Origin of the sequence: Streptomyces microflavus, assembly GCF_014650075.1 — a bacterium.
Taxonomy (GTDB): Bacteria; Actinomycetota; Actinomycetes; order Streptomycetales; family Streptomycetaceae; genus Streptomyces; species Streptomyces microflavus.
This window is the reverse complement of record NZ_BMUG01000012.1, coordinates 26,408-49,534: the sequence shown is the minus strand read 5'-3', so window position 1 is coordinate 49,534 and position 23,127 is coordinate 26,408. Positions and strand designations below refer to the sequence as shown.

Sequence of the window (23,127 nt, the reverse complement as noted above, 5' to 3'; positions counted from 1 at the left end):
GCTGTCCCCTGACGCTACCTCCCGGTCCCGCCCCCGTCCCGTGGGGGCCGCCGGGTGTGCCGGTATCGTTGCTGACGGTCGGCCCGTTCGTAGGGTTCCCCGTATCGGGCGAAGCGATTCTTTCGTACGACCCTACAAAGAGCTTCCCCGCACCTGTGTCACCACGCGAGAAAGGGCCCAGACGTGGCCTCCCCGCCCCCCTCCGCCCCTCCCGCCCGGCTGGTCGTGCTGGTCTCCGGATCCGGTACGAACCTCCAGGCCCTGCTCGACGCCATCGGCGACGACCCGGCGGCCTACGGGGCGCAGATCGTCGCCGTCGGCGCGGATCGCGAAGGCACCGGCGGGGCGGAGCGCGCCGAGCGGGCCTCGATCCCCACGTTCGTGTGCAGGCTCAAGGACCACGCGACGCGTGCGGAGTGGGACGCGGCGCTCACCGCGGCCGTGGCCGAGCACCGCCCCGACCTCGTCGTCTCCGCCGGTTTCATGAAGATCGTGGGCCCCGCGTTCCTCGCCGCCTTCGGTGGCCGGACCGTCAACACCCATCCCGCCCTGCTGCCCAGCTTCCCCGGCGCCCACGGAGTGCGTGACGCACTCGCGTACGGCGTCAAGGTCACGGGCTGCACCGTCCACTTCGTCGACGACGGTGTCGACACCGGTCCGATCATCGCGCAGGGCGTGGTCGAGGTGACCGAGGAGGACACCCCGGAGGGCGAAGCCGCCCTTCATGAACGCATCAAGGAAGTCGAGCGCACACTGCTCGTCGAGGCCGTGGGGCGGATCGCCCGTGACGGTCATCGCATTGAGGGACGAAAGGTTCATCTCGGTCATGTCGGTGAATAAGCCCATCCGCCGCGCCCTGGTCAGTGTCTACGACAAGACGGGGCTCGAAGACCTCGCCCGCGGTCTGCACGAGGCGGGCGTCGAGCTCGTCTCCACCGGCTCCACCGCCGGGAGGATCGCCGCCGCCGGAGTACCGGTCACCAAGGTCGAGGAGCTCACCGGCTTCCCCGAGTGCCTGGACGGCCGCGTCAAGACGCTGCACCCCCGCGTCCACGCCGGCATCCTCGCCGACCTCCGCCTGGACGCCCACCGCGAGCAGCTCGCCGAGCTCGGGGTCGAGCCCTTCGACCTGGTGGTCGTGAACCTCTACCCGTTCAAGGAGACCGTCGCATCCGGCGCCTCCGACGACGAGTGCGTCGAGCAGATCGACATCGGCGGCCCCTCCATGGTCCGCGCCGCCGCCAAGAACCACCCCTCGGTCGCCGTGGTGACCAGCCCAGAGCGGTACGGGGACGTCCTCGCGGCAGTGAAGGCGGGCGGCTTCGACCTCACCGCCCGCAAGCGGCTGGCCGCCGAGGCGTTCCAGCACACCGCCGCCTACGACGTGGCCGTGGCCTCCTGGTTCGTGGACGGCTACGCGCCCGCCGACGACTCGGGCCTCCCGGAGTTCGTGGGCGACGCCCTCACCCGTAAGAACGTCCTGCGCTACGGCGAGAACCCGCACCAGCCCGCCGCCCTCTACACCTCGGGCACCGGCGGTCTGGCCGAGGCGGAGCAGCTGCACGGCAAGGAGATGTCGTACAACAACTACACGGACACCGACGCCGCGCGCCGGGCCGCGTACGACCACGCCGAGCCGTGCGTCGCGATCATCAAGCACGCCAACCCGTGCGGCATCGCGATCGCCGACGATGTCGCCGAGGCGCACCGCAAGGCCCACGCCTGCGACCCGCTCTCGGCGTTCGGCGGGGTCATCGCCGTCAACCGCCCGGTGACGGTCGAGCTGGCCGAGCAGGTCGCGGAGATCTTCACCGAGGTCATCGTCGCCCCGGCCTACGAGGACGGCGCGGTCGAGGTGCTCGCCCGCAAGAAGAACATCCGCGTGCTGCGCGCCCCCGGCGCCCCGGCCACCACGGTCGAGGTCAAGGCCATCGACGGCGGGGCGCTGCTCCAGGTCACCGACCGCCTCCAGGCCGAGGGCGACGACCCGGCCAACTGGACGCTCGCCACCGGCGACGCGCTCTCCGAGGCGGAGCTGAAGGAGCTGGCCTTCGCCTGGAAGGCGTCCCGCGCGGTCAAGTCCAACGCGATCCTGCTCGCCAAGGACGGCGCATCGGTCGGCGTCGGCATGGGCCAGGTCAACCGGGTCGACTCCGCGAAGCTCGCCGTCGAGCGGGCGGGCGAGGAGCGTGCGGCCGGTTCGTACGCCGCGTCCGACGCCTTCTTCCCGTTCCCCGACGGCCTGGAGATCCTCACCGCCGCCGGCATCAAGGCGGTCGCCCAGCCCGGCGGCTCGGTCCGCGACGAGCTGGTCATCGAGGCCGCGAAGAAGGCGGGCGTCACCATGTACTTCACCGGGACGCGCCACTTCTTCCACTGACCGGCACCCGTACGACCCGTGGCCGCACCCGGTGAAGGGGTGCGGCCACGGCCGTGTCCGTCGTACGGAATCTCCTCGCCGCTCTGTTCTAATGAACGGCCGTATCCGATGAGCGGCCGTATCCGAAGAACAGCAGGAATCCCTAGCGGGGGCAGTCACCGTGCTTGAGCTGAACAAGAGTGGAACGGACCGGCCGGGACCGGGGCGGCTGCCCGCCCAGGGCGCCGGGCCCGACGCCCGCCCGGCGGACGGTTCCCCGGCCCCGGACGCCGCCACCGCCGCCGAACGCGTGCCCCTGCGCCCGTACGTGATCGTCGCCGCGATCCTCTGCGGGCTCTACTTCCTCTACTCCTACCTCCAGTACAGCCGGTTCGGCTCGCCCTCCTGGGACCTCGGGATCTTCGAGCAGGAGGTACGGGCGTACGCGGACCTCAGGGCCCCGGTCGTCGACATCAAGGGCCCCGGCTATCTGATCCTCGGCGACCACTTCTCCCCGATCGTCGCGCTGCTGGCCCCGCTGTACTGGCTCTGGCCCTCGGCCGAGGCCCTGCTCTTCGCCCAGGCCGCGCTCTTCGCGCTGGGCGCGGTCGTCGTCGGCCGGACCACCCAGCAGCTCCTCGGCGGCCGCTCAGGGCTCTGCGTCACCGTCGCGTACGGGCTCTCCTGGGGCATCCAGGAGGCGGTGAAGGCCGACTTCCACGAGATCGCCTTCGCCGTCCCGCTGCTCGCCCTCGTCTGCCGGGCGCTGCTCCTGAAGCGGTGGACGGCCGCGCTCCTCTGGTCGCTGCCGCTGGTCCTGGTCAAGGAGGACCTCGGCGCCACCGTCGCGGTCGTCGGCTTCCTGCTTTTTGTCTACGGGCGCCGCCTCCAGGGCGCGCTGCTCGCCGCGTTCGGAGTGGCCGCCTTCGTGGTCACCCTCATGGTCCTCATCCCGGCGGCCAGCAGCGCGGGCACGTACGACTACTGGCAGAAGATCGACAAGAAGGGCGAGCAGGACGTCTCGATGGTGGACTCCCTCCTCGGCGTCCTGAACTCCTCCGTCAAGATCGAGATGCTGGTCTTCCTGGTCGGCATCACCGCGTTCATGGCGCTGCGTTCGCCGCTGACGCTGCTGATCGTCCCCACGCTCGGCTGGCGGCTGCTCTCGCAGGACAGCAACCACTGGGGCATGGTCTGGCACTACAGCGCGATCCTGATGCCCGTGCTCTTCCTGGCGATGGCCGACGGCGTCCGCCGCAGCCGCGGATCGCACCGACCCTGGCTCGCCTCGTACGCGAAGGTCGCCGTCCCCGTCTCCGTCGCGATCGCCGTGGCGATGACCCAGCACCTGCCGCTGCGCGACCTGCTGCGCCCGGACACGTACAGCACCGACGCGCGCACCGACATGGCCCGCGCGGCGCTGAAGGCGATCCCGGCCGGGGCGCGGGTCGAGACGGACATCACCCTCATGGCCCACCTCACCTCCGACCGGACCGTCTACTGGATCGGGGGCGCGCCGGGCACCGCCCCGGACATCGTCGCCATCAACCTGGACTTCGGCTGGTCACGCCCGATCCAGGACCCGGTGGCGTACGCCGAGCAGCTCCACCCCGAGGCGCGCTACCAGCTCAAGCACCGGGGCGGCAGCTTCGTGGTGATGGAGCGTACGACGCCGGAGCCGGCCGGGATCCCGGGCGTACGGGGGGAGTGAGCCCGGCCCCGGGCCCGTACGCGCGAAGGCCGCACCCGGTGGACGGGTGCGGCCTTCGAAGCGAGCGCCGAGCGGCTCGGGTCACTTGGAGCGGATGACCACCGACGAGCAGACCTTGTCCGCGAACGTCTGCTTCTTCTCGTCCCACAGCGGCCACAGCCACCCGATGTAGCAGGCGATGCTGTCCAGGAAGTGGGCCAGGCGGCGCACGAAGGCCATGCCGAAGCCCAGCGGGCGGCCGTCGGCCTCGCGCAGCACGCGGATGCCCACGGCCTTCTTGCCGATCGTCTGGCCGGTGGTGCCCTCCTGGTACAGCTGCCAGAGGGAGAGGCCGATCAACAGGAGAAGGCCGATCAGGACGATGAAGCCACCCGCCGCGTCCCCCATGGCGCCGCCGATACCGGCGAAGAGGAGGTACGGGGCGCCGATGATCAGGCCGTCGATGATCAGCCCGCCCGCCCGAAGGCCCCAGTGCGCCAGCTCCGGCATACCTCCGCCGTAACCGGGCTGCCCCTGCGGGTAGCCGCCGCCGTAGGGCTGGCCGGGCTGCTGCGGATAGCCCGGAGTCTGCTGCGGGTACCCCGGCTGCTGCTGCGGATAGCCGTACCCCTGCTGCGGGACGCCCTGCGGAGCCTGCTGCGGATACCCGTAACCGGGCTGTCCCTGCGGCGGTCCCTGGGGAGGCTGGCCGGGCTGCTGCCCGTACGGGTTGTTGGGGTCGCCGAAGCTCATATGGGGTGTTCCTTCAACTGGCGTGTGGGGACGGATGGCCACACGGAGGAAGGACGACGTTCAGCGGCCCGCCCCCCGTACAACCGCGGCCTTCATCGTTATAAGCGCGACCCGCGTTTGTCCAGTCCGGGGCGGAGGACGTTGTGCAAGTGCAATCTCGGCCACAGGCCAGGCACAGGCAATTGGTATGCGGGCGGGGTCATCCGCGAGGATGGGTCCATGACTGCCCAGATTCTCGATGGCAAGGCCACCGCTGCCGCGATCAAATCCGATCTGACCGTCCGTGTGGCGGCCCTCAAGGCGCAGGGGATCACTCCCGGCCTCGGAACCCTGCTCGTCGGGGACGACCCGGGCAGCCGCTGGTACGTGAACGGCAAGCACCGCGACTGTGCCGAGGTCGGCATCGGCTCCATCCAGCGCGAACTCCCCGACACCGCCACCCAGGAGGAGATCGAGGAGGTTGTACGGGAGCTCAACGCCGACCCGGAGTGCACGGGGTACATCGTGCAGCTGCCGCTGCCCAAGGGCATCGACACCAACCGGGTCCTGGAGCTGATGGACCCGGAGAAGGACGCCGACGGGCTGCACCCGATGAGCCTCGGCCGCCTCGTCCTCAACGAGACCGGCCCGCTGCCCTGCACCCCGCAGGGCGTCGTCCAGCTGCTCCGCGCGCACGGTGTGGAGATCGACGGGGCGCACGTCGTGGTCGTCGGACGCGGTGTCACCATCGGCCGGTCGATCCCGCTGCTGCTGACCCGCAAGTCGGAGAACGCCACGGTGACCCAGTGCCACACCGGCACCCGGGACCTCTCTTCGCACCTGCGCCAGGCCGACATCATCGTCGCCGCCGCCGGGGTGCAGCACCTGATCAAGCCCGAGGACGTCAAGCCGGGCGCGGCCGTGCTCGACGTCGGCGTCAGCCGGGACGAGAACGGCAAGATCGTCGGCGATGTGCACCCGGGGGTCCGCGAGGTGGCGGCCTGGGTCGCCCCGAACCCCGGCGGCGTCGGCCCGATGACCCGCGCCCAGCTGCTGGTCAACGTGGTCGAGGCGGCCGAGCGGACCGCGGCCGAGGCCGCCGACGCGGCTGCCGCGGGCTGACGGCCGGATCCGGAGGGAACGCCATGGGTGCTGGTACGAGTCCGGCCGACCCCGCCTCGGCGGGCCGGGAAGCCGACGGGCCGGATTCCGCCGCGGAGGGCGGCTCCACGGCGACCGGGAACACGGAGGCGGACGGCGGGGCCGAGGCCGGACGGCCGGTGAGCGGGTCCGAGGCCGGAGAGCCGGCCAGCGGTGCCACCTCCGCCGAGCCGGGCGGTGAGGCGGCGGCGCCCCGCAGGTCCCGGCGGTTCCCGCTCTTCACGCGGGACACCGCCCGCCCCGAGGGCGGCGGCCGGGCCGCCCCGGGCGACGCGCCCGCCCCGGCCCGGCAGTGGCCCCTGCTCACCGTGCTCTGCACGGCGGGCGCCGGCCTGCTGATCGTGGCCCTGGACCCGTTCGCCGAGGCGTTCCGCATCGGCACCATCCTGATCGGCGCGGCGCTGATCGCCGGAGCGGTGCTGCGCTGGGTGGTGCCGTCGGTGGGCATGCTCGCGGTGCGGTCCCGCTTCACCGACCTGGTGACGTACGGGCTGATGGGCACCCTCATCGTGCTGCTCGCGCTGGTCGCGCAGCCGAAGCCGTGGCTGGACGTCCCGATCCTGGAGGACGCGGTCCGCTTCACGATCCGTTAGAGCGGCCCAGGCCCTGCCGGTCCGTGAGAGCGGTCAGGTTCGGCCGGTCCGTGGGAACGGCAGGCCCCGGGGCCCGGGCGGGCACTCGTCAGGAGGTGCCCGCCCGGGGCGCCCGTCCCCACCCCCGAGGAGGGACGGACGGCACGGTTCGGGGCCTGCGGGGTGCCAGCCCCGAGATGCGGCGGAGTGAGCGGCCTTGCCCCGTCCCGGCTCAAGCGTCATGGACACGGAAGGCCGCTACAAGGTTCCCCCGGGGCCTGTGGCACGGAAGTGACCATTCCGGCACGGTGTGATCGCCGCGCAACGATGGCAGACTGGCACGGCGCAACGGACGAACAGCTGACCGGTCCGGGGGACGCACCGGCCGGCGGGACCGGCCGCAGCGGGGGCACAGGAAGCACGTCCGGGGATGCACCGGGGGATGACAAGGGGGGAACGACGCCATGCCTCGTTGGAAGGCACTGCCCGAAGAACTCGACCCGCAGATCAGGGAGTTCGCGAGCCAGCTGCGCAGGCTCGTGGACCGCAGCGGGCTGAACATCAACGCGGTGGCCGACCGCACGGGGTTCAGCAAGACGTCCTGGGAGCGGTATCTCAACGGCCGGCTGCTCCCCCCGCGCCGCGCCGTCGTGGCCCTCGCCGATGTGACGAGCACCCCGCAGCACCACCTCACGACCATGTGGGAGCTGGCCGAGCGGGCCTGGAGCCGGGCCGAGATGCGCCACGACATGACGATCGAGGCCATCCGCATCACCCAGGCGCGCGAGGCGCTCGGCGCGAGCGACCCGGCGGCGGGCGGCAGGAGCGGCGGCCCCGGCCGGGCCGCCGGCGGCCGGCACAGCGCGGCCGGTTCCGCCCCGCGCGGCTCCACCGCGACCGGACCGGACGGCTACGGACCCGACGGCCACGGGCTGGACGGTTACGGCTCCGACGGCTACGGGGCCGACCGGCAGGGACCGGACGGCGAACGCCGCGGCGGCCAAGGGGCCGACGCCCACGACGCGTACGGCACCGATGCCCACCGCACCGACGGACGCGCCCCCTTCGTCCCCGCACAGCGCGGCACCGTCCCCCCGGTCCCGCAGCAGCGGCAGGGCGGGCGGCGGGCCGACGCGAAGCGGAGCGGCGGCGCCGAGGGGCGGCCATCCGGCGGCCGCAGCAAGGCGATCATGCTCGCCGTCGGCGCGGCCGGAGCCCTGGTCGTCATCGTCGGCGCCGTGATGCTCGCGCCCAGCGGCGACGAGCCCGCCAAGGCCACCCCGCCCCCGGCGGCCACCCCCACACCCGCCCCCTCGACCGAGGCGCCCGCCCCCGAACTGCCCGTCGGCGTCGAGTGCCAGGGCGCCGACTGCGCCGGCCAGAACCCCGACGAGATGGGATGCGGCGGCGACTACGCCCGTACGGTCTCCACCGCCCAGGTCGGCGGTGCCCGGGTCGAGGTCCGGTACAGCGAGGTCTGCTCCGCCGCCTGGGCCCGGCTCACCGAGGCGGGGGTCGGCGACACCGTGACGATCACCGGCGGCGCGGCGGCGGACGACCAGAACGGCGCGGTCGCGGTCACGGAGGCGTACACGCCGATGGTCGCGGTGAAGAAGGCTGCCGACGCCAAGGCCTGCGCGACGCTCACCTCGGGCACGGAGGGGTGCACCGCATAAGGGCTCTCCCGCGCGGCACCAGGTAGGGCTGTCCCGTGTGACCCGCAGGTAGCGGGCGCCCCGCGTGCGGTGTGTGACCGGCTGTGTGCGGTGCCACAGGGGGCCGGGCGGCCCGCCCCCTCCGGGTCCGATAGCCTGGCCGCCGGATATCTCTTCACGTCAAGATTGCTCGGGCGCGAAGGGATCTCCCGCACCAGGGTCCGGCACCAGGGGCCGGGACCCCCACCGCCAGCTGTCTACGGAGACCGCCATGACCCGCACTCCCGTGAATGTCACCGTGACCGGCGCTGCCGGCCAGATCGGCTACGCGCTGCTCTTCCGCATCGCCTCCGGCCACCTGCTCGGCCCGGACGTGCCGGTCAACCTGCGCCTCCTGGAGATCCCGCAGGGCCTCAAGGCCGCCGAGGGCACCGCGATGGAGCTCGACGACTGCGCCTTCCCGCTGCTGCGGGGCATCGAGATCACCGACGACCCGAACGTCGGCTTCGCCGGAGCGAACGTGGCCCTGCTCGTCGGCGCCCGCCCGCGTACCAAGGGCATGGAGCGCGGCGACCTGCTCGCCGCCAACGGCGGCATCTTCAAGCCGCAGGGCAAGGCCATCAACGACAACGCCGCGGACGACATCAAGGTCCTCGTCGTCGGCAACCCGGCCAACACCAACGCGCTCATCGCGCAGGCAGCCGCCCCGGACGTACCGGCCGAGCGCTTCACCGCGATGACCCGTCTGGACCACAACCGCGCGATCTCGCAGCTGGCCGCCAAGACCGGTGCCGCCGTCTCCGACATCAAGAAGCTGACGATCTGGGGCAACCACTCGGCCACCCAGTACCCGGACATCTTCCACGCGGAGATCGCCGGCAAGAACGCCGCCGAGGTCGTCAACGACGAGGTATGGCTGGGCGACACCTTCATCCCGACCGTCGCCAAGCGCGGCGCCGCGATCATCGAGGCCCGTGGCGCGTCCTCGGCCGCCTCGGCCGCCAACGCCGCCATCGACCACGTGTACACCTGGGTCAACGGCACCGCCGAGGGCGACTGGACCTCGATGGGTATCCCGTCGGACGGCTCCTACGGCGTTCCCGAGGGCATCATCTCCTCCTTCCCGGTCACCACGAAGGACGGGAAGTACGAGATCGTCCAGGGCCTGGACATCAACGAGTTCTCCCGTACGCGCATCGACGCGTCGGTCAAGGAGCTCACCGAGGAGCGCGACGCGGTCCGCGAGCTCGGCCTCATCTGATCCGCACCCGCGGCAGACGAAGCGCCCCCACCGGCCACGCCGACGGGGGCGCTTCGGCGTTTTTCCGCCCGGTTTCCGCCAGGCCTCCCGCCCGGATCGAGATGGCCGACAATCGACTCCCGGGGCAGCCCCCGCCTCGCTTACATTGGCCCCTTTCGATCTTCGGCCCCGCAGGACCGTGGCCGGCGCGACGCATCAGGGGAAAGAGGAGCCGGTGACCGGGAGTGCCGTGCCGCGGCCGTCGCAGGGCCAGGACGATCTGCTCGGGAAACCGCCCGTGCACCCCTCCGTCAGCGAGGCGAGCAGGCTGCTGTGCGCCGGGGTCCATCTGCACGACGGCTACCGGGACGCGGTCATCGACCAGCTGTACGTCCAGGAGCAGTGCGTCGTCGCCCCGTCGACGGGCTTCGACGCCGCCCGGGTCCTCGCCCACGCCCTGCGCGCCCGCCGCACCGAACTGGCGTGGGCGGCGGGCATCCTGGCGGCCTGGCTGCTCGGCGCCGTCCTGACCGGGGGCGTCATCGGGGCGCTGTTCTTCCCGTGCGTCCTGCTCGCCCTCGCGCCCTGGATCCGGGGCTCCGCGCCCAACCCCCCGGTGTACCGGCGGGCCGCCGCGTTCCTCATGCGCTGGTACGGGCGGCTCTTCCTGCTCCTCGTCGGGCTCTGGGTGCTGGCCTCGGCCTTCGGCCTGTTCGGCGGTGAATCCGACCCGGACGAGTTCTCCGGCTCGTACGGCCCGGGGGCCTCCGGGTCCGACGGCTTCTCCGACACCCTGCCGGACGCCTCCGACCTGGGCTTCGCCCTGATCACCGGCAGTCTCTCCGGAGGGTCCGCCACGGGGGCCGCCTGGGCGGTCCTCTTCTTCCTCGCCGTCATCGCGGGCCTGGTCGGCCTCCAGCGCGGCCAGTTCGCCCGGGTGATGACCGACGAGCTGTCCCGGAAGAACTTCCCCGACCTCGCGGCCGACCAGGCCGAGCACGCGGCGGGCGACCGCTTCCGGCGGCTCCAGCAGCGCATCCGGCTGGAGCAGCACGCCCCCGTCATCCTGTACGGCGAGCGGAACCCGTTCTGCGGAATGGGCACGCCCTACGGCACGTGGAACCTCACCGTCGAGCTCCGGCCCAGCAAGGAGGGCCCCGCCGAGCCACTCGACAACGCCCGGATCCTGCGCCGGATCGTGCCGCTGCTGGAGGGCCTGCGGGTGCCCTCCTCGCACGGTTCCGCCGAGGGCGCGGCCGCCGTCCGGGACCGGCTGCGCGAACTGGTGGTCGACGAGTGCGTCTTCCTGCCGGTGGCCGGCCTGCCCCGGCGCGAGAGCGCCCCGTACGGTCCCGGGGCGTTCGAGGAACACCGCGGCCGCGCCGTCGAGGAGGGCGGCGAGGGTCGGCGGCACTTCCTGCGCATCCGGGTCGGCGGCTGGAACGAGGAGGTCGTCGTCACGGTCTTCGTCCGGGTCCACACCCAGGGCGGGATGCTGATGCTGGAGGTGGCCCCGCACGTCCTGATGCCGGTGCACCCGCTGTTCCGCGACGCCGACCGGGCCGCCCACCGGCACCGCAACAACAACTGGTTCGGCAAGGCGGTCTGGGCGCTGACCCGCACCCCGGCCTCGCTGGCGCGCTCCGTCGTCACCCTGGGCCGAGGCGTGGCGAGCGGCTGGAAGCTGCTCACCGCCGGGAACAGCGGTGCGCTGGCCGAGGGGCCCGCGTTCTCCGTCCGGGAGCTGGGCGCCGACGAAGAGGCCTCGCTCTTCCAGGACATGGACATCAACCGGTATCTGAAGAGCATCGAGGACCGGGTGAACGCCGGAGTCCGGCTCGCCCTGCGCGAAGCCGGCTACGAGACCGACGAGTTCGAGCAGAAGATCGTCAACATCGGTGCGGGCGGTGTGTTCATCGAGTCCGCGAAGGACAGCGCGATCGGCATCGGCGACCACAACGACATCAGGCGCTCCGGCCCGACGGCCCCGGCCGGCCCGGCCGCCCCCGGCGCGAAGAAGGGCCCGGCCGGCGGGAAGGCCCCCGGCGCCACGAAGAGCCCCGGCCCCGGGAGCGGCCCCGCCGCGGCCCCGGGCCCCCAGCGGAAAGCAGGAGAGAAATGACCTCCGGACCGACCTCCGGACCGACCTCCGGCCCGACCCCCGACGGCCGGCAGCCGCAGCGCACCGTGCACATCGGTTCGGTGACCGGCAGCGCCTTCGCCGTCGGCGACCACAACACCGTCACCCAGCACCAGCACGCCGGACCCGCCGACGAGTCCCAGGCCGAACTGCTGCGGGCTGTGCAGGAACTCCGCGCCGACCTCGCCCGGTTCGTCGCCTCCGACACCACGGAGGTGCTGGACGCCGAACTGGTCTCGGTGGCGGACGAGATCGAGACGGCGGGCGGAGCCGCGCCGGGCCGCCTGGCCCGCCTCCAGGAGGCCCTGACCGCCGCCGGGGCGCTCACCGGAACCCTGGCGTCCGGTGTCGCGGTGGCCGAGGCGCTGCGCGCCCTGCTGGGAGGCTGACCGATGACCGGGGGCGGCGGGGTGCGCTGGAACGACGAGACCCAGAGCTGGGAGACCGGGCCGCGGCGCGCCTACACCCCGCCGCCGCCCCCGCCGCCCTCCGCCGCCCCGGTGGTGCCGCCCATGCCGCAGGGGTCCCCGGCCGCGTCGCCGGAGGACACCGCCGCGTCGCCGGTGGTCCCCACGGTCCCCGACCCGTACGTGGAGACCGGGCCCTATGTCGTGCAGGGGCCGCCGGGCCCGTACAACAACATCACCGGGACCCACGGGCCGGCGACCGCTTCCCGGACGGTGCGGGAGCGGATCACCCCGCTGACCGCCGGGCTCGCCGTGGCCGTGCTCGCGGCCGGTGCGGCGGCGCTCTGGTTCACGGTCGGCGGAGGTGGTGATGACGGCGGCCGGGACGACGCCCGGGGCCGTACGGCGAGCGCCCCGGCCGAGGAGGCCACCGACCCGGCCGCCCCGGACGGCGACCCGGACACCGGCTTTCCCGACGGCACCGGGGACGACGCGTCCGAACCCTCCGGCGCCACCGGCACCGGGTCCCCGGACGCCGGGGATCCGCCGCCCGGCTTCGTCACCCAGGACGACGAGGAGGGTTTCCGGATCGCGGTGCCCGAGGAGTGGGGCGTCCGCACGCGGGACACCGGCGGGGTGTTCTACAAGCCCTTCGGCTCCAGCGAACTGCTCCAGGTCTTCCGGGTGTCCGAGCCCGGCATCACCGCCCTGGAGGCGGTGCGCGCGGCCTCGGAGGACCGCAGTGTGAGCCCCGGCTTCGAGGAGGTCCGCATCGGCGCCGTCGACAACCCGCTCGGTGGCGAGGCCGCCGAGCTGGTGTACGCGTACGACAGCGAGGACTCCGGCGGCCGCCGCCAGGTCGCCGAGCGGGTCTTCACCGCGTCGGACGGCCGCCTCTACGCGGTGCTGGTGGCCGCCCCCGACGAGCAGTGGCCGCGCCACGAGGAGATCCTCTCCACCGCCGTGACGCACTTCGACCCGTACGACAGCCCCTTCTGACCGAGCGGCCGGAGCCCTTCCGGCCGGAGCCCTTCCGGCCGGAGCGGTCGGTGCTCCGGAGCGGTCAGTGCTTGAGGTCGCCGGGAGTGTAGTGGCCGGGGACCTGGCGGGTGGCGACCCCGAAGCGGTTCCAGGCGTTGATCACCGTGATCGCGGCGATCAGCTGGGCCAGTTCGGCGCCCTCGAAGTGTTCGGCGGCCCGCGCGTACACCTCGTCCGGGACGAACCCGTCGGTCAGGACGGTGATGGCCTCGGTCAGCTCGATCGCCGCGATCTCCTTCTCCGTGTAGAAGTGCCGCGACTCGTCCCAGGCGCTCAGCTGGATGATCCGCTCGACGCTCTCGCCCGCGGCGATGGCGTCCTTGGAGTGCATGTCCAGGCAGAGCGCGCACCGGTTGAGCTGCGAGGCCCGGACCTTCACCAGCTCCAGCAGCAGCGGGTCGAGCCCCTTCCGGGAGGCGGCGTCGAGCCGGACCATCGCCTTGTAGACCTCGGGGGCCAGCTGCGCCCAGGGCATCCGGGCGGGGTGCTCGGGGGCGTACGGGGCATCGGTGCCGGTGGCTGCGTGGGTGTGGGTGTGTGCGGGTGTCGTCGTCATGCCATCGACGTTACGGGCCCGGTGGCACCCCGGTATGGTCCATTCCCATGACGGATTCCTGGGCCACTTTCGGCGCCGACCTGCATCTGGAGCCGGTCGGTACGGGGCTGCGCAGCGGGCTGATGGAGGCCCTGCGGGAGGCGGTGCGCAGCGGGCGGCTGACCCCCGGCACCCGGCTGCCGTCCTCCCGGGCGCTCGCCGCCGACCTGGGCATCGCCCGCAACACGGTGGCCGACGCCTACGCCGAACTGGTCGCCGAGGGCTGGCTCACCGCCCGCCAGGGTTCGGGGACCCGGGTCGCGCAGCGGTCGGCGCCGCGCCGGGCGGACCCGGTGGCGGCCCGCACCCGGCCGGCCCGCCCGCGCACCGGCCACAGCCTGAAGCCGGGCTCCCCGGACGTGTCGTCCTTCCCGCGCACCGCCTGGCTCCGGGCCGCCCGCAAGGCGCTCACCGCGGCGCCCGACGAGGCGCTCGACTACGGCGACCCGCGCGGGCGCGTCGAGCTGCGCACGGTGCTGGCCGAGTACCTGGCCCGCTCGCGCGGGGTCCACGCCGACCCGGAACGCATCGTGATCTGTTCCGGCTTCGTCCACGGGCTGATGCTGCTGGGCACGGTCCTGCGCCGCCGCCGGGTGCGGGACCTCGCCGTCGAGTCGTACGGTCTCGACCTGCACCGCGACCTCCTCACCGGCACCGGTCTGAACACCCCCCGCCTGGCGCTGGACCACCTCGGCTCGCGGACCGGGGAGCTGGCCGCGATGCGCGGTACGGGGGCGGTCCTGCTGACCCCGGCGCACCAGTTCCCCACCGGCGTACCCCTCCACCCGGACCGGCGGGCCGCCGCCGTCGACTGGGCCCGCTCCACCGGCGGGCTGATCCTGGAGGACGACTACGACGGGGAGTTCCGGTACGACCGCCAGCCCGTGGGCGCCCTCCAAGGCCTGGACCCCGAACGGGTGGTCTACCTCGGCACCGCCTCCAAGTCGCTCGCCCCCGGCCTGCGCCTCGGCTGGATGGTGCTGCCCCGGGGGCTGGTGGGGGAGGTCGTGGCGGCGAAGGGCGCGTCCGACTGGATGTCCGGCGCCTTCGACCAGCTGACGCTCGCGGAGTTCATCGCCTCGGGGGCGTACGACCGGCATGTGCGCTCCATGCGGCTGCGCTACCGGCGCCGCCGCGACCAGCTCGTGGCGGCGCTCGCCGAACGCGCGCCGGGCATCGAGGTCAGCGGTATCGCGGCCGGGCTGCACGCGGTCCTCGAACTCCCGGCGGGCACCGAGCGTTCGGTGGTCCAGGCGGCGGCCTTCCAGGGCCTGCGGCTGGACGGCCTCGCCACCTACCGGCACCCCGATGCCCCGGCCGGGCGCGACGCGCTGGTCATCGGCTACGGCTCCCCGTCGGAGAGCGCCTGGGCGGGGGCGCTGGACGCGTTGTGCCGGGTGCTGCCGTAACAGGGCGCAAGGGTGATCCGGGGGCAGGGCCCGCAGGGCATCCGGACAGGGCCTAAGGGCGATCCGCCTGCGGCTCCGGCTCCGCCTCCGCCTCCGGCGCCTCGCCGAAACGGGCCAGAGCCAGCGACCCCGCCACCGCCACCGCGAAACCGGTCACCGCCAGCCACCCCAGCCCCGCCCGGGTCCCGTCGCCCAGCCACACCACCCCCACCAGCGCCGGGCCCACCGTCTCGCCGAGCACCATCCCCGCCGTCGCCGTGGTCACCGACCCCTTCTGCAGCGCCGACGTCAGCAGCAGGAACGCCGCCGCCCCGCCCAGCAGCAGCCCGTACACCGCCGGGTTCCGCACCAGCGCCCCCGGCGACACGTCGTCGACCAGCCGCACCGCCACCTCCACCACCCCGAAGCCGAACCCGGCCCCCAGGCCCAGCGCCAGCGCCCGCCCCCGCATCGGCAGCCGCCCGCCCACCGCGCCGAGCACCAGCACCCCCAGCGCGGCGGCGATCGTCGCCCACGGCAGCCACGCCGGGCCCGGCAGGTCGCCCTCCGCGCCCGATGCCAGTCCCAGCATCCCGAGCCCGGCGCAGACCACCGCCACCGCCGCCCACTCAGTGGAGCTCAGCCGGACCGCCAGCAGCCGGGCCGCGACCACCGCCGTGACCGCGAGGGACGCGGCGAGCGCCGCACCCACGGCGTAGATCGGCAGCGAGCGCAGCGCCACGATCTGGAGCACGAAACCCAGGCCGTCCAGGGCGAGTCCGGCCACGTAACGCCACTGCCGCACCGCCCGCAGCAGCAGCGCGGGATCCACACCCGCACCGGAATCCGGCCGGGCGGCGGCCCGCGCGGCGATCGCCTGGAGGACGGAGGCCGTCCCGTAGCAGAGGGCGGCACCGAGCGCACAGATCATCCCGAGAAGCACAAAAGGAATGTACCGGGCGGCGGTTCGCCTCGTGGGTTCCGATCCGGCCGACCGTCGAACTAGTCTGACAAGAGGTCCGGTGATGAACGGGGTGCCGGGCCGGATCAGGTACCACGGGGGAGAACCGGACATGGCCAAGCGGAGGTTGAGGTCGAGCACGGTCGTGCTCGGCGGGATGGGGCTGCTCGCCCTGACGATCACGTCCTGCGGATCGGAACCCGACCGGCGGTGCGCCGACCGGACGACCCAGAGGACCCTGCCGAGCTCCGAGTGCCGCAGCGGCGGCAGCGGTTCGTACTACTACGGCGGCGGCAAGAGCGGCGACGGCAAGGTCCAGGGCGGCAGCTTCGACAAGTCGGCGGTCGACCGGGGCGGCTTCGGCTGCACCAAGTCCGGCGGAGGCTGAGCCCGGTGGAGCGCCGCACCATCGCGCCGCGCCCCGGCTGGCAGGAGACCGTCGAGTCCCAGGGGCTCGTCTACCCGCTCACCCGCTACCCGGACGGGTCGCTGCGCCCCTACTGGGACGAGAGCGCCTACTACGTCTTCTCGCTGCCCGAGGTGGAGGCGCTGGAGGAGACCGTGGAGGAGCTGCACACGATGTGCCTGGCCGCCGCCGCGCACATCGTCGAGCACGACCGCTTCGCCGACCTCTCCATCACCGATCCGCGCCTGGTCTCCCTGGTCGCCGAGTCCTGGCGTCGCCGCGACGAACTGCCCTCCCTGTACGGGCGGTTCGACCTGCGGTACGACGGGAGCGGCCCGGCGAAGATGCTGGAGTACAACGCCGACACCCCGACCTCTCTGGTGGAGGCCGCCAGTCCGCAGTGGTTCTGGATGGAGGAGCGGTTCCCCGGCGCCGACCAGTGGAACTCCCTGCACGAGCGGCTGGTCGACGCCTGGAAGCGCCAGGCACCCCTGCTGCCGCCCGGCCCGCTGCACTTCGTCCACTCGGAGGGCGACGAGGCCGGCGAGGACCTGATGACGGTCGCGTACCTGCGCGAGACCGCCGCCCAGGCCGGACTGGAGACCGAGGCGCTCTCGGTGGAGGAGATCGGCTGGGACCGGCTGAGCGGCCGGTTCGTCGACGACCGGCTCCGCTTCATCCGCAGCTGCTTCAAGCTCTACCCGTGGGAGTGGCTGACCACGGACCGCTTCGGGCCGCAGGTGCTGGACACCCTCGACAACGGCGGCGGCTCCGGCACCACCTGCTGGATCGAGCCCGCCTGGAAGATGCTGCTCTCCAACAAGGCGCTCCTGGCGGTCCTGTGGGAGCTCTACCCGGGCCACCCCAACCTGCTCCCCGCCTACCTCGACGGCCCCCGGGAGCTGGCCGGACCCGGCGGGGCGGGGTACGTCTCCAAGCCGCTGCTCGGCCGCGAGGGCGCCGGGGTCGACCTGCACGGCCCCGGCTCCCCGGCGGTCCCGCGCGACGAGCCGTGCTGCTACCAGGAGCTGGCGCCGCTGCCCGACTTCGACGGCAACCGGGTGGTGCTCGGGGCCTGGGTCGTGGAGGACGAGGCGGCCGGGCTCGGCATCCGGGAATCGGCGGGGCCGGTCACGGACGAGTACGCCCGCTTCCTGCCCCACGTCATCCTCTGACCCCCTTTCCCTGAAGGGCTCAGGCGCTGAGCACCGCCCGCAGCCGGTCAAGACCCCAGTCCAGGTCCTCCTTGGAAATCACCAGCGGCGGCGCGATCCGGATCGTGGAGCCATGGGTGTCCTTCACCAGCACCCGCTCCTCCATCAGCCGCTCGGAGATCTCCCGGCCGGTGCCCAGGGCGGGCGCGATGTCGACACCCGCCCACAGCCCCCGGCCGCGTACCGCCTCCACCGCGCCGCCCCCGGCCAGCAGCCCCAGCTCCCGGTGCAGATGGTCGCCCAGCTCGGCGGCGCGCTCCTGGTACTCGCCGGTCCGCAGCATCGCGATCACCTCCAGCGCCACCGCGCACGCCAGCGGGTTCCCGCCGAAGGTGGAGCCGTGCTCGCCCGGCTTGAACACGCCGAGGATGTCCGCCGACGACACGACGGCCGACACGGGCACCACCCCGCCGCCGAGCGCCTTGCCCAGCACGTACATGTCCGGCACCACGCCCTCGTGCTCGCACGCGAACGTCTTCCCGGTACGCCCGAGACCCGACTGGATCTCGTCCGCGATGAAGAGCACGTTCCGCTCCCGGGTCAGCTCCCGCACCCCGGGCAGATAGCCGGCCGGCGGCACCAGCACCCCGGCCTCGCCCTGGATCGGCTCGATCAGCACCGCCACGGTGTTCTCCGTCATCGCCTCCCGGAGCGCGGTGAGGTCCCCGTACGGCACGATCTCGAACCCCGGGGTGTACGGGCCGTAGTCGGCCCGCGCCTCCGGGTCCGTGGAGAAGCTGATGATCGTCGTCGTGCGGCCGTGGAAGTTGTCCGAGGCCACGATGATCTTCGCCATCCCGTCCGGGACGCCCTTGACCCGGTAGCCCCACTTACGGGCGGTCTTCACCGCCGTCTCCACGGCCTCCGCCCCGGTGTTCATGGGCAGCACCATCTCCATGGAGCAGAGCTCGGCGAGCCGCGTACAGAAATCGGCGAACCGATCGTGGTGGAAGGCCCGGGAGGTCAGCGTCACCCGCTCCAGCTGGGCCTTGGCCGCGTCGATCAGCCGGCGGTTGCCGTGGCCGAAGTTGAGCGCCGAGTACCCGGCGAGCAGATCGAGGTAGCGGCGCCCCTCGACATCGGTCATCCAGGCACCCTCCGCCGAGGCCACGACGACCGGCAACGGGTGGTAGTTGTGCGCGCTGTGCGCCTCGGCGGAGGCGATGGCGGTTTCCGTGGCGGACACGGGATCTCCGTTCGTCGTACGGCGTGGGCGGGGGTGGTGCCCACTTTGTATCGTCGGTCGCATCCGGCGCAGGGAAACCTTCACTCTCCGGCGCGCCCGCCCGCGTGCGCTTCCCCGTGCCGATCCCGCGCCCGCCCGCGCGCTCCGGCGGCCGGAATGTGGTCTTCGTCTCAGGCGCGCGCTCCCGGGGCGTCCCCGGACCCCGCACCCGAGCGGGTGCGCCCCCGCTGCGCCCCGCACCGGCTGCCGGAGATCGCCCCCGCACCTGAGACAATGGGCCCATGGCCTCTGATCGCCCCGCGCTCTCCACCGACCAGCCGCAGACGGGCCGCACCGGCGTGCCCGCCCGTCCGCGTGTGCTCTCCGGGATCCAGCCCACCGCCGGCTCGTTCCACCTCGGCAACTACCTGGGCGCGGTGCGCCAGTGGGTGGCGCTGCAGGAGACCCACGACGCCTTCTACATGGTCGTGGACCTGCACGCGATCACGGTGCCGCAGGACCCCGCCGAGCTGCGGGCCAACACCCGGCTCGCCGTGGCGCAGCTGCTCGCGGCCGGCCTGGACCCGGAGCGGTGCACGCTCTTCGTCCAGAGCCATGTGCCCGAGCATGCCCAGCTCGGCTGGGTGATGAACTGCCTCACCGGCTTCGGCGAGGCCTCCCGGATGACGCAGTTCAAGGACAAGTCCGCCAAGCAGGGCGCCGACCGCGCCACCGTCGGCCTCTTCACCTACCCGGTCCTCCAGGTCGCCGACATCCTGCTCTACCAGGCCAACCGGGTCCCGGTGGGCGAGGACCAGCGCCAGCACATCGAGCTGACCCGCGACCTCGCGGAGCGGTTCAACGGCCGGTTCGGGCAGACGTTCACCATCCCGGCGCCGTACATCCTCAAGGAGACGGCGAAGATCTACGACCTCCAGGACCCGGCGGTCAAGATGAGCAAGTCGGCCTCCACGCCGAAGGGGCTCATCAACCTCCTCGACGACCCGAAGGCCACGGCGAAGAAGGTGAAGAGCGCGGTCACCGACACCGACACGGTGGTCCGCTTCGACGAGGAGAAGAAGCCGGGCGTCAGCAACCTGCTCACGATCCTCTCCACCCTCTCCGGCAGCACGATCGAGGATCTGGAACGGAAGTACGAGGGCAAGGGCTACGGTGCGCTGAAGACCGACCTGGCCGAGGCCATGGTGGAATTCGTCACCCCCTTCCAGCTCCGCACCCAGGAATATCTGGACGACCCGGAGACGCTGGACTCCATCCTGGCCAAGGGAGCGGAGAAGGCCAGGGCCGTCGCCGCCGAGACCCTGGCGCAGACGTACGACCGGATGGGCTTCCTGCCCGCGAAGCACTGAGTCCAAGGACTCTGGCGAGATCACGGCCGAAGGGGCCACACTTGCGGCGGCAGGTCGCGGCGCAAGGCCGGAAACCGACCATCGACGATTGAGGAGAACGACGTGGGGACCGTAACGCTCGGCGTTTCGATCGCGGTCCCGGAGCCCTACGGCAGCCTGCTCCAGGAGCGGCGCGCGAGCTTCGGGGATCCCGCCGCGTACGGCATTCCCACCCACGTCACCCTCATGCCGCCGACCGAGGCGGAGGCGGCCGACCTGCCGGCGATCGAGGCGCACCTCGACAGGATCGCCACGGCCGGCCGCCCCTTCCCGATGCGGCTCTCCGGGACCGGCACGTTCCGGCCGCTCTCCCCGGTGGTCTTCGTCCAGGTCGTCGAGGGGGCCTCGGCCTGCTCCTGGCTGCAGAAGCGGGTCAGGGACGCCTCCGGGCCGCTGGTGCGCGAGCTCCAGTTCCCGTACCACCCGCACGTCACCGTGGCGCACGGCATCTCCGAAGAGGCGATGGACCGGGCGTACGCGGAGCTCGCCGACTACGAGGCGGCCTGGACCTGCGGCTCCTTCGCCCTGTACGAACAGGGCGCGGACGCCGTCTGGCGCAAGATCAGGGACTTCCCGTTCGGGGCCGGGGGCTCCACGCCCGCCGTCCCGGCCCAGGGCGGCTACTCGATCGACGCGCCTTCGCTGCGGCCCTGAAGACCCCGCCGCGCCCTCAGACCGGCAGCCGCCGGTACAGCGGGCGCGGCACGTGCCGCAGCGCCGACATCACCACCCGCAGCGAACCGGGCACCCACACCGTCTCCGAGCGCCGCCGCAGCCCCGTCACGATCGCCCCGGCCACCTCCTCCGGGGTGGTGGTGAGCGGCTGCTCCGGCTGCCCGGCCGCACCCCGGGTCCGTACGGCGCCGGGGCGCACGACCATCACCTGTACGCCGGTGCCCTGGAGGGCGTCCCCGAGCCCCTGGGCGAAGGCGTCGAGCCCGGCCTTGCTGGAGCCGTAGATGAAGTCCGCCCGCCGGGCGCGCTCCCCGGCCACCGAGGACAGCACCACCAGCGAACCGTGCCCCTGCGCCTGGAGTGCTCCGGCGCACACCAGCCCCGCGGAGACCGCCCCCGTGTAGTTGGTCTGGGCGACCCGGACCGCCGCCGCCGGCTCCTCCTCGTCGCGCGCCTGGTCCCCGGCGATCCCGAACGCCATCAGCACCACATCGATGTCGCCCTCGGCGAAGACCTTGCCCAGCACCTCCTCGTGCGCGGCGGAATCCAGCGCGTCGAAGGCGACCGTCCGCACATCGGCGCCCCGGTCGCGCAGCTCGACGGCGGCCGCCTCCAGGGCCGGGGAGGGGCGGCCCGCCAGCCAGACCCGGCGGGTGCGCAGGGCGATCAGGCGGCGCGCGGTGGCGAGGGCGATCTCGGAGGTGCCGCCGAGGACGAGCAGGGACTGCGGGGCACCGAAGGCGTCCTTCACGGAACACTCCTTTTCAGGGGGCGGAACGGCAGTACAAAGGCGTACGTCGATGGGGACCGTTCACAGGCCGAGCCGGCGGGCCAGGTCCGAGCGGAACGCGTCCGTCGGGTCCAGCTCCGCCCGCAGCTCCCGGAACTCGCCGAGCCGGGGGTACATCGCGGCCGCCGTCTCCGGGCGCGTCCGGGAGTCCTGCGCCAGGCAGACCCGGCCCCCGGCCGCCGCCACCTCCGCGTCGAGCCCGTCCAGGAAGCGGGCCAGGCCGGGCAGGGCGGCGGGCAGGTCGAGGGCGAGCGTCCAGCCGGGTGCGGGGAACGACAGCCACCCCGGCGAAGGGGCGCCGAACCGCTGGAGCGTGGCCCCGGACGCGGGACACCGCCGCGCCGAGATCCGCCGCACCACGCGGTGCAGGGCCTCCTCCTGCCCGTACCCGACCGTGAACCGGTAGCGCACGAGCCCGGCGCGGCCGTGCAGCCGGTTCGCGTCGGGCAGGGCGTCCAGGGGGTGGAAGAAGGCGGCGGCGGTCCGCAGCTCACCGGTCCGGGAGCGGGGCGCGCCGCGGTAGCGGATCTCGTTGAGGAGGGCGGCGGAGGTCCGGCCCAGCAGGCCGCCGGGGAGGGCCGGCAGGGCGGGCCACGGGTCCCTCCGGCCGTACTCCGCCGTGCGCGGGGCGCGCATTGTGCGCCGGGCGTGCGCCGGTAGCACGGAGAGGGGCGCGTGCTCCCCCTGGGTGAGGACCCCGCGCCCGGTCGCCCGGCCCCGCGCCAGCAGGTCGATCCAGGCGGAGGCGTACGACTGGGGGCCGCCGGGCCGGTCGCCGACGGCCGTGAAGCGGGCCAGCAGGTCGTCCAGGTCCGTGGCCCGCTCGGTGGAGACGGAGATCAACGGGGTGGCCACGCGCTTCAGGCGGAGGGTGGCGGCGAGGATCACCCCGGTCAGCCCCAGGCCGCCGGTGGTCGCGTCGAAGAGAGCGGTGCCGGGCGTCACCGTACGCACCTCGCCGTCGGCGGTGAGGAGCTCCAGCGCGTCGACGTGCCGGGCGAGGGAACCGGCGCCCGGGTGGTCGCGGCCGTGCACGTCGGAGGCGATCGCACCGCCCACGGTGATCCTGCCGGTCCCGGGCGCGACCGGCAGGAACCAGCCGCGCGGCAGCAGGATCCGCAGCAGCCGCTCCAGGCTCACCCCGGCGTCGCAGCGGACCGTTCCCGCCCCCTCGTCCAGGGCGCGGACGCGGTCCAGGCCCGTCATGTCGAGCACCGAGCCGCCCGCGTTCTGCGCCGCGTCACCGGGCGCGCGCCCGAGCCCCCGGGCGATGGCGCCCCGGGGCCCGCGGCCCCGGACCACGGCAGCCGCTTCCTCGTACGTACGGGGGCGAAACCGTACGGCGGTGGTCGGGGCGGTGCGGCCCCAGCCGGTCAAGGACACCGTGTCGACGGACATGCCCGTGACCGTAGCCCCGGGCGTATCGTCCGGGAAAACCTATTCGTCCCCTTTGTTACACCGCTCACCGGAATGGGTGACGGAGTGTGGGGCACCGGGGCGCCGCGTACTCCGTCCGGACGCGGCCGG

At 73.3% G+C, this 23,127-nt stretch carries 21 protein-coding genes; 15 read left to right on the top strand and 6 right to left on the bottom strand.

Annotated features, from left to right (window positions below; genetic code table 11):
- Nucleotides 1-183: 183 nt before the first annotated feature.
- The 3 genes from purN (at nt 184) to IE264_RS30705 (ending at nt 4,070) form a co-directional block, all read left to right on the top strand.
- Nucleotides 184-840 (top strand): phosphoribosylglycinamide formyltransferase, encoded by a 657-nt coding sequence (purN, locus tag IE264_RS30715; RefSeq protein ID WP_015610834.1) that lies wholly within the window; start codon nt 184-186, stop codon nt 838-840.
- The gene (gene purH, locus IE264_RS30710) at nt 827-2,380 is read left to right on the top strand and encodes a bifunctional phosphoribosylaminoimidazolecarboxamide formyltransferase/IMP cyclohydrolase (RefSeq protein ID WP_032756313.1); all 1,554 of its coding nucleotides are present in this window, start codon (nt 827-829) and stop codon (nt 2,378-2,380) included. Before purN ends, purH begins: the two co-directional genes overlap by 14 nt.
- A gap of 160 nt (nt 2,381-2,540) precedes the next feature.
- The gene (locus IE264_RS30705; RefSeq protein ID WP_032756309.1) at nt 2,541-4,070 is read left to right on the top strand and encodes a DUF2079 domain-containing protein; all 1,530 of its coding nucleotides are present in this window, start codon (nt 2,541-2,543) and stop codon (nt 4,068-4,070) included.
- Nucleotides 4,071-4,151: 81 nt separating this feature from the next.
- Here IE264_RS30705 and IE264_RS30700 read toward each other — a convergent pair whose 3' ends face one another.
- A complete protein-coding gene (locus tag IE264_RS30700; protein ID WP_032756307.1) occupies nt 4,152-4,802 on the bottom strand; it encodes an RDD family protein in 651 nt (216 codons plus the stop codon).
- A 219-nt stretch (nt 4,803-5,021) separates the two neighbouring features.
- Here IE264_RS30700 and IE264_RS30695 point away from each other — a divergent pair, with 219 nt between their 5' ends.
- From IE264_RS30695 to IE264_RS30665, 7 genes are all read left to right on the top strand, one after another.
- Entirely contained in the window at nt 5,022-5,903 is an 882-nt protein-coding gene (locus IE264_RS30695) for a bifunctional methylenetetrahydrofolate dehydrogenase/methenyltetrahydrofolate cyclohydrolase (protein ID WP_032756305.1), read from the top strand.
- A 23-nt stretch (nt 5,904-5,926) separates the two neighbouring features.
- Complete coding sequence (locus tag IE264_RS30690; RefSeq protein WP_032756302.1) at nt 5,927-6,535, top strand: DUF3017 domain-containing protein; 609 nt, start codon at nt 5,927-5,929, stop codon at nt 6,533-6,535.
- Between the two features lie 443 nt (nt 6,536-6,978).
- Nucleotides 6,979-8,190, top strand: a complete 1,212-nt coding sequence (locus IE264_RS30685; protein WP_190167735.1) for an XRE family transcriptional regulator — start codon at nt 6,979-6,981, stop codon at nt 8,188-8,190.
- Between the two features lie 250 nt (nt 8,191-8,440).
- On the top strand, nt 8,441-9,430 hold the full coding sequence (locus IE264_RS30680; RefSeq protein WP_015610841.1) for a malate dehydrogenase: 990 nt from the start codon (nt 8,441-8,443) through the stop codon (nt 9,428-9,430).
- 214 nt (nt 9,431-9,644) lie between these two features.
- Nucleotides 9,645-11,531, top strand: a complete 1,887-nt coding sequence (locus IE264_RS30675) for an AbeC-like domain-containing protein (protein ID WP_032756300.1) — start codon at nt 9,645-9,647, stop codon at nt 11,529-11,531.
- Nucleotides 11,528-11,938, top strand: coding sequence for a hypothetical protein (locus tag IE264_RS30670; RefSeq protein WP_032756298.1), 411 nt, complete (start codon nt 11,528-11,530; stop codon nt 11,936-11,938). Before IE264_RS30675 ends, IE264_RS30670 begins: the two co-directional genes overlap by 4 nt.
- Before the next feature lie 3 nt (nt 11,939-11,941).
- Entirely contained in the window at nt 11,942-12,955 is a 1,014-nt protein-coding gene (locus IE264_RS30665; protein WP_032756295.1) for a serine/threonine kinase C-terminal domain-containing protein, read from the top strand.
- Nucleotides 12,956-13,019: 64 nt separating this feature from the next.
- Here IE264_RS30665 and IE264_RS30660 read toward each other — a convergent pair whose 3' ends face one another.
- Complete coding sequence (locus IE264_RS30660) at nt 13,020-13,553, bottom strand: carboxymuconolactone decarboxylase family protein (protein ID WP_031127363.1); 534 nt, start codon at nt 13,551-13,553, stop codon at nt 13,020-13,022.
- Nucleotides 13,554-13,600: 47 nt separating this feature from the next.
- Here IE264_RS30660 and pdxR point away from each other — a divergent pair, with 47 nt between their 5' ends.
- The gene (gene pdxR, locus IE264_RS30655; protein ID WP_032756291.1) at nt 13,601-15,001 is read left to right on the top strand and encodes a MocR-like pyridoxine biosynthesis transcription factor PdxR; all 1,401 of its coding nucleotides are present in this window, start codon (nt 13,601-13,603) and stop codon (nt 14,999-15,001) included.
- A 52-nt stretch (nt 15,002-15,053) separates the two neighbouring features.
- Here pdxR and IE264_RS30650 read toward each other — a convergent pair whose 3' ends face one another.
- Complete coding sequence (locus tag IE264_RS30650) at nt 15,054-15,911, bottom strand: DMT family protein (protein WP_032756530.1); 858 nt, start codon at nt 15,909-15,911, stop codon at nt 15,054-15,056.
- A 142-nt stretch (nt 15,912-16,053) separates the two neighbouring features.
- Between IE264_RS30650 and IE264_RS30645 the strand changes: the two genes are divergently transcribed.
- Both IE264_RS30645 and IE264_RS30640 read left to right on the top strand, forming a co-directional pair.
- On the top strand, nt 16,054-16,329 hold the full coding sequence (locus tag IE264_RS30645; protein WP_032756527.1) for a hypothetical protein: 276 nt from the start codon (nt 16,054-16,056) through the stop codon (nt 16,327-16,329).
- A gap of 5 nt (nt 16,330-16,334) precedes the next feature.
- On the top strand, nt 16,335-17,522 hold the full coding sequence (locus IE264_RS30640; protein WP_032756289.1) for a glutathionylspermidine synthase family protein: 1,188 nt from the start codon (nt 16,335-16,337) through the stop codon (nt 17,520-17,522).
- 19 nt (nt 17,523-17,541) lie between these two features.
- On the opposite strand, the gene rocD is transcribed toward IE264_RS30640, so the two are convergent.
- Nucleotides 17,542-18,747 carry an ornithine--oxo-acid transaminase gene (gene rocD, locus IE264_RS30635; protein ID WP_015610850.1) on the bottom strand — a complete coding sequence of 402 codons (1,206 nt, stop codon included), beginning with the start codon at nt 18,745-18,747 and terminating at the stop codon, nt 17,542-17,544.
- Nucleotides 18,748-19,103: 356 nt separating this feature from the next.
- Between rocD and trpS the strand changes: the two genes are divergently transcribed.
- Together trpS and IE264_RS30625 are read left to right on the top strand one after the other, a co-directional pair.
- Entirely contained in the window at nt 19,104-20,096 is a 993-nt protein-coding gene (gene trpS / locus IE264_RS30630; RefSeq protein WP_032756525.1) for a tryptophan--tRNA ligase, read from the top strand.
- 102 nt (nt 20,097-20,198) lie between these two features.
- Nucleotides 20,199-20,789 carry a 2'-5' RNA ligase family protein gene (locus IE264_RS30625; protein ID WP_015610852.1) on the top strand — a complete coding sequence of 197 codons (591 nt, stop codon included), beginning with the start codon at nt 20,199-20,201 and terminating at the stop codon, nt 20,787-20,789.
- A 16-nt stretch (nt 20,790-20,805) separates the two neighbouring features.
- Here the strand turns inward: IE264_RS30625 and dprE2 are convergent, their stop codons facing one another.
- Together dprE2 and dprE1 are read right to left on the bottom strand one after the other, a co-directional pair.
- A complete protein-coding gene (gene dprE2 / locus IE264_RS30620; protein WP_032756286.1) occupies nt 20,806-21,561 on the bottom strand; it encodes a decaprenylphospho-beta-D-erythro-pentofuranosid-2-ulose 2-reductase in 756 nt (251 codons plus the stop codon).
- Nucleotides 21,562-21,621: 60 nt separating this feature from the next.
- Complete coding sequence (dprE1, locus tag IE264_RS30615) at nt 21,622-22,998, bottom strand: FAD-binding oxidoreductase (RefSeq protein WP_032756283.1); 1,377 nt, start codon at nt 22,996-22,998, stop codon at nt 21,622-21,624.
- Nucleotides 22,999-23,127: the final 129 nt, after the last annotated feature.

Excerpts from the sequence above, each read along its gene's own strand:
- IE264_RS30690 (WP_032756302.1), top strand. The coding sequence starts at position 5,927 with ATGGGTGCTGGTACGAGTCCGGCCGACCCCGCCTCGGCGGGCCGGGAA.
- IE264_RS30670 (WP_032756298.1), top strand. The coding sequence starts at position 11,528 with ATGACCTCCGGACCGACCTCCGGACCGACCTCCGGCCCGACCCCCGAC.
- IE264_RS30660 (WP_031127363.1), bottom strand. The coding sequence starts at position 13,553 with ATGACGACGACACCCGCACACACCCACACCCACGCAGCCACCGGCACC.
- IE264_RS30665 (WP_032756295.1), top strand. The coding sequence starts at position 11,942 with ATGACCGGGGGCGGCGGGGTGCGCTGGAACGACGAGACCCAGAGCTGG.
- IE264_RS30700 (WP_032756307.1), bottom strand. The coding sequence starts at position 4,802 with ATGAGCTTCGGCGACCCCAACAACCCGTACGGGCAGCAGCCCGGCCAG.
- purH (WP_032756313.1), top strand. The coding sequence starts at position 827 with ATGTCGGTGAATAAGCCCATCCGCCGCGCCCTGGTCAGTGTCTACGAC.
- IE264_RS30645 (WP_032756527.1), top strand. The coding sequence starts at position 16,054 with ATGGCCAAGCGGAGGTTGAGGTCGAGCACGGTCGTGCTCGGCGGGATG.
- IE264_RS30695 (WP_032756305.1), top strand. The coding sequence starts at position 5,022 with ATGACTGCCCAGATTCTCGATGGCAAGGCCACCGCTGCCGCGATCAAA.
- IE264_RS30650 (WP_032756530.1), bottom strand. The coding sequence starts at position 15,911 with ATGATCTGTGCGCTCGGTGCCGCCCTCTGCTACGGGACGGCCTCCGTC.
- pdxR (WP_032756291.1), top strand. The coding sequence starts at position 13,601 with ATGACGGATTCCTGGGCCACTTTCGGCGCCGACCTGCATCTGGAGCCG.
- IE264_RS30685 (WP_190167735.1), top strand. The coding sequence starts at position 6,979 with ATGCCTCGTTGGAAGGCACTGCCCGAAGAACTCGACCCGCAGATCAGG.
- IE264_RS30680 (WP_015610841.1), top strand. The coding sequence starts at position 8,441 with ATGACCCGCACTCCCGTGAATGTCACCGTGACCGGCGCTGCCGGCCAG.
- dprE1 (WP_032756283.1), bottom strand. The coding sequence starts at position 22,998 with ATGTCCGTCGACACGGTGTCCTTGACCGGCTGGGGCCGCACCGCCCCG.